The 5,481-nt window shown below is 42.7% G+C and carries 4 protein-coding genes and 2 pseudogenes; 4 read left to right on the top strand and 2 right to left on the bottom strand.

Annotated features, from left to right (window positions below; genetic code table 11):
• The 4 genes and pseudogenes from WKF69_RS04445 to WKF69_RS04430 form a co-directional block, all read left to right on the top strand.
• Positions 1-849 (top strand): annotated as a pseudogene (locus tag WKF69_RS04445) (hypothetical protein); the annotation flags it as partial.
• A gap of 104 nt (positions 850-953) precedes the next feature.
• Positions 954-2,183, top strand: a complete 1,230-nt coding sequence (locus tag WKF69_RS04440; RefSeq protein ID WP_340379817.1) for an MFS transporter — start codon at positions 954-956, stop codon at positions 2,181-2,183.
• Positions 2,184-2,185: 2 nt separating this feature from the next.
• A complete protein-coding gene (locus WKF69_RS04435) occupies positions 2,186-2,731 on the top strand; it encodes an RNA methyltransferase (protein ID WP_340379815.1) in 546 nt (181 codons plus the stop codon).
• A gap of 4 nt (positions 2,732-2,735) precedes the next feature.
• A complete protein-coding gene (locus WKF69_RS04430; protein ID WP_340379813.1) occupies positions 2,736-3,536 on the top strand; it encodes a GNAT family N-acetyltransferase in 801 nt (266 codons plus the stop codon).
• 70 nt (positions 3,537-3,606) lie between these two features.
• Here WKF69_RS04430 and WKF69_RS04425 read toward each other — a convergent pair whose 3' ends face one another.
• Positions 3,607-5,082, bottom strand: a complete 1,476-nt coding sequence (locus WKF69_RS04425) for a glutamate synthase subunit beta (protein WP_340379811.1) — start codon at positions 5,080-5,082, stop codon at positions 3,607-3,609.
• Positions 5,082-5,481, bottom strand: a pseudogene (locus WKF69_RS04420) (glutamate synthase subunit alpha); the annotation flags it as partial. The gene WKF69_RS04425 and the pseudogene WKF69_RS04420, both read right to left, overlap by 1 nt.

Genomic DNA, 5,481 nt, shown 5'->3' with positions numbered 1-5,481 from the left:
CGCATTAAACGATTAAAAAATATGAAAACCCCGCAAAATAACCCCAAATCAGGTCTGCTTGCATTCCTAAGTATAGCAGCAGCATTTGTATCGGTTGCATGTATAATTCCCACCGGGACTACCATTCCGCAAGCAGACAAAAAGCCAATTTCTAAAAAAGTCCAGCCTGTTTCCTTTACTTATAATGCCAAGGCTGAGACGCCGATACTGAAAACCTTGGGTGCGCAATCCAAACTAAAAACAGTCCTGAAACAACTGCCGCCATTGTCTGCTGATACGGATACCAATCACGTGAATGAATATTTCAAAAGTGCAGAATGGAAAAAGCAAATGGAAAATATTCGGACGCATGTCACAGAAATGAAAAAACACTTTGATAGCCCTGAATGGAAGAAGCAAATTCAGGACATGAAAGTTAATAGTGAAGACATGAAAAAACACTTTGACAGTCCGGAGTGGAAAAAACAAATGCAGGACATGAAGGTTCATACTGAAGAAATGAAAAAACATTTCGAGAGCCCGGAATGGAAAAAGCAGATAGAGAGTATGAAGTTAAATGCTGAACAGATGAAGTCTCACGCTCTTGCCATGCAAAAGGAATTCGACAGCCCCGAGTGGAAAAAGAAAATTGAAGAGATGAAAGCCCATGGTTTAGAGGTGAAGAAGCAATTTGACTCTCCTGAGTGGAGAAAGAAGATTGAAGAAATGAAACTTAATTCCGAAGAGATGAGAAAGAAAATTGAATCTCCGGAATGGAAGAAACAAATGGAAGAGATCAGGAAAACGGCTGAAGAAATGAGGCTGGAATCTGAAAAGGCAGAGAAAAAACCTGCTGCACCAAAAAACTAATTCTAGGTCCCAACTTTCGTTGGGATGACAGATTTTATTTTAAGGAGGGGGAGATTTACGGCCTGCGGGGCCGCAAATCTCCCCCTCTTTTTTATATTTGAGCTGTGATTGCAAATCCTATACAATTATACAAGAACGCCTATTCTGGCCTGAGCAGAGAAAACTGGTATTTGTCGATAGTCATGTTCATTAACCGGAGCGGAACTATGGTTGTTCCGTTCATGACTATCTATTGTACTCAAAAATTGAACTTTTCAATAGTTCAGGCAGGAATGATCATGTCCCTATTTGGATTGGGTTCTATTGTCGGTGCATTTTTTGGCGGGAAGATCAGTGATAAGCTTGGATTCTACTACCTGCAGTTGGGGGCGCTTTTTAGTGGCGGCGTGTTATTTATATCTCTTGCATTTCTCGAAACGTTTTTAAGCCTTGCGATTGGCACATTTCTCCTAAGTGTGTGTAATGAAGCATTCAGGCCGGCAAACTCGTCAGCTATTGCGCATTACAGTTCCGAAAAAGTACGCACGAGGGCATATTCGCTCCACAGACTTGCTATTAACCTTGGTTGGTCATTTGGAGGTGCTCTAGGCGGCTTTATTGCGTCGATAGACTATCATTTATTATTCTATGTTGACGGTTGCACTAATATTTTAGCGGGATTTCTTCTTATTAAGCTTTTGCCGGCAGTAAGAAAAGAAAAAGCTGCAAAAGACGCACCAGAAAAGCCGCCGGTCCGCTCCGCTTATCGTGACAAGCTATACCTGGCTTTCATTTTCCTCACCATCCCTTTTGCTTCATCGTTTTTTCAGTTCTTCATTCTGCAGCCAGTGTTTTTCAAATCGGAGTGGCACTTTACGGAGCAATTCATCGGTGGACTAATGGCTCTTAACGGGATCATAATTGTAACCACCGAAATGGTTCTGGTACATAAACTTGAAGGAAGGAGGCATCCATTATATTTCATCTCAGTCGGAATTTTCGTGGCAGCACTAAGTTATATTGCTCTCAATATTCTCCCTCCGTCAGCATGGGCAGCCGTAATTTCAGTTGTGCTGATAACGTTTGGAGAAATGCTGACTATGCCATTCATGAATGCCTTTTGGATTAGCCGTTCCAATGAGGACAATCGGGGGGAATATTCTGCACTTTACACAATAGCCTGGTCTATAGCCCAGATCATTGGTCCCGCGTATGGTGCAATCCTTATTCAATATGGCGGCTTCAGCTTATTCTGGTGGTTCCTGACTATCATTTGCATTATCTCATCATTAGGTTTTATGATGATAAATTATCTTGAACCGATAAGAAAATGGAAGAAAACCCTCTATTTTTGATCATGAGGAAATTAAAGCTGGATGAGCTTGGCCGAGTGGGCGTCGACGAATTTAAAAAACAGGAAAAGTTGCCTCTGGTTGTTGTGTTGGACAATGTTCGCAGTATGCATAACATTGGATCTATTTTTCGCACTTCTGATGGATTTGCGGTCGAAAAGGTTTGCCTTTGCGGGATAACAGCCCAGCCTCCTCACCGGGAAATTGAAAAGACAGCGTTAGGCGCAACACAATCGGTAGATTGGGAATATTATGAAACTGTTGAAGCAGCGATCATTGAACTTAAAAGCTTAGGGTATATTATAATCGCCATCGAACAGGCTGAAACTAGTCTGATGCTCACAGATCATAAACCTGATGGATCTGAAAAATATGCGCTGATCTTTGGAAATGAAGTGCAGGGGGTCAGTAATGAGGCGATGAATATGGCTGATAAGTGTATTGAGATACCCCAGTTTGGCACGAAGCATTCATTTAACATCGTAGTATCTGCTGGAATTGTGTTGTGGGATTTCTTTTCAAAGCTGAAAAAAACACAAACATCCAAATAAGTTCATGGAGATCGAGGATTTGCAAAACGCTGACATAGATCAGCTCAGGGAGCTGCAGCCAGAAACATGGACAGATATACGGCCTTATTTCTACTATTATTCCGCATCCCACTTTTGCCAGCCACTAAAGATTTCCGAAAATGGCAAAGTAATCGCGGTCGGCACCAATATTCAACACCAGGACTCCGCATGGCTTGCGCACATAATTGTCCATCCTGAGCACAGAAACCGGGGATTAGGTCGGAAAATGGCCTCGACATTGATCAAAAATCTCAACCGTGAAAAGTTTAGCACCATTTATCTTGATGCTACGGATATGGGATACCCTGTTTATAAAAAATTAGGGTTTGAGGTTGAAATAGAATATATACATCTGGAAGGAAAGAATACTGATCAGTATCTTTTGAACCCCGAAACTGTTATTCCTTTCCATGTTGGTCACAAAGAAGAAGTATTAGCTCTGGACAGATTGATATCTGCAGAAGACCGCATAGATCTATTGGAACCCTATCTTCGCTCCTCTCTTTTATATATTTCAGATAGTAAAATAGAGGGAGCTTATTTCCCTTACCTCCTCGATGGGTTTGTAATGGCTATCACTCCGCAGGCCGGGACAGAATTGATGAAAATAAGAATGAGGAACAAACCGACCGCACGTTTCCCATCAAACAATCAGGTTTGTATTGATTTTCTTAAAGAGAATGGGTACAAAGTTACAGGTACTTCAAAACGAATGTTCCTCGGTAAGAAACGCGAATGGAATGGTAAGGCGATATTTCATAGGATCAGCGGCGGGCTGGGATAGTTTTAAGTTGACGTCATACGTTATAAGTCTTCTTTCCAACGCGCAACTTAAAACGTACAACGTATAACTTCTATCCAATCACATACTCTCGTACCCTGTCTTTACTCGGCAGACTCGACTTTCCCATCATGTATTCATCAGCGCGGCGCGCTGCTTCACGCCCTTCGGAGATAGCCCAAACAACTAAAGATTGGCCGCGGCGCATATCACCTGCCGCAAATATTTTAGGAATATTAGTTACATATTGACCTTCAACAGCATTCACATTACCTCGTGTATCAAGCTCAAGGCCTGTATTTTCCACCAGCCCCTGATGCTGCGGATGTAAAAAGCCCATCGCCAGTAAAGCAAGCTGACAAGGAAGCTCGCGTTCAGAGCCTTCAATTTCTACAAATTTCACCGGACGGCCCAATGAGTCAAGCTCCCAGCTTACATCTGATACTAAAATCGCTCTTAGCTCGCCTTTATCATTACCTAATAACTCTTTTGTATTTATTCCCCAGAAACGTTCACAGCCTTCTTCATGTGAGCTGGTAGTTTTAAGTACCATAGGGTATGTAGGCCATGGCATATTTCCGCTTCGTTCTGCAGGCGGCTGTCCCAGTAGCTCAAACTGCTTTACAGTATTAGCGTGCTGCCTGTTCGACGTTCCCACACAATCAGAACCTGTATCACCGCCTCCAATAACGATCACGTCCTTTGCAGTAGCAAGGATCTTTTCATCAGGGAAAGAAATATTACTAACTGTTTTATTCTGTTGTTTTAGGAAATCCATCGCAAAATAGACTCCTTTGAAATCGCGGCCGGGGATGTTAAGGTTACGCGGAATAGTTGATCCTGCAGCCATAATAATAGCATCATGCTGATCAATGAAATCCTTCATACTCCCGTTTGCCCCAACTTCAGTATTGCAGATAAACTTAATCCCTTCTTCTTCCATCACCTGTAAACGACGGTCGATAACCGTTTTTTCAAGCTTGAAATCAGGAATACCGTAACGAAGCAACCCACCAGGAAGATCATCGCGCTCATAAACCGTTACCGTATGACCAGCCTTGTTTAACTGTGCTGCTGCAGCGAGCCCGGCAGGGCCAGAACCAACAACTGCAACATTCTTACCGGATCTTAACACCGGCGCATTTGGCTTAACATATCCTTTCGAATAGGCAATCTCTATAATATGCTTTTCAATTTCCTCAATGGCTACCGGAGGCTTATTAATCCCAAGCACGCATGCTGCTTCGCACGGCGCTGGACAGATCCGGCCAGTAAACTCCGGGAAATTATTAGTCGAATTTAGGATGAGATAAGCCTCCTCCCATTTACCGTTATAAACCGCATCGTTAAATTCTGGGATAACATTCCCCAGGGGGCATCCCGAATGACAAAATGGAATACCACAATTCATACATCTCGCAGACTGCTCGTTCAGTTTTTCTGCGGGATATTCATGAACAAATTCATTATAATTTTTTACACGCTCTGCAGGGGCTGTTTTCGAAGGAAGCTCCCTGCCATACTCCTTAAATCCTGTTGGTTTTCCCATTATCCTGCTGATTGCTGAACTTTTTGAAGGTTCAATACCTTTTTGTATTCTTTAGGGAATACTTTTATGAAAAATACTGACTGTTGTTCCCAGTCGTCCATTATATACTTTGCTACCTGACTTTGCGTAAGCTGCGCGTGCTTATTAAGCAGGGTCCGAATCTCTTCTTCATCCTGCATAGAAAGCGGATCCAGATCAACCATTTCACAATTACAGTTAGTAACAAATGAATTATCCGGATCGTACACCCAGGCTATACCGCCGCTCATTCCTGCCGCAAAATTTCTTCCGGTTTTACCCAGAATAAGGGCTCTTCCTCCTGTCATGTACTCACATCCATGATCACCAACACCCTCTACTACAGCTGTTCCACCAGAGTTACGTACAGCAAACCGCTCA

The organism is Daejeonella sp. (assembly GCF_037719425.1).
Lineage (GTDB): Bacteria > Bacteroidota > Bacteroidia > Sphingobacteriales > Sphingobacteriaceae > Daejeonella.
Note: the sequence above shows the minus strand (reverse complement) of the source record. Positions and strands in the feature narration are given on the sequence as shown.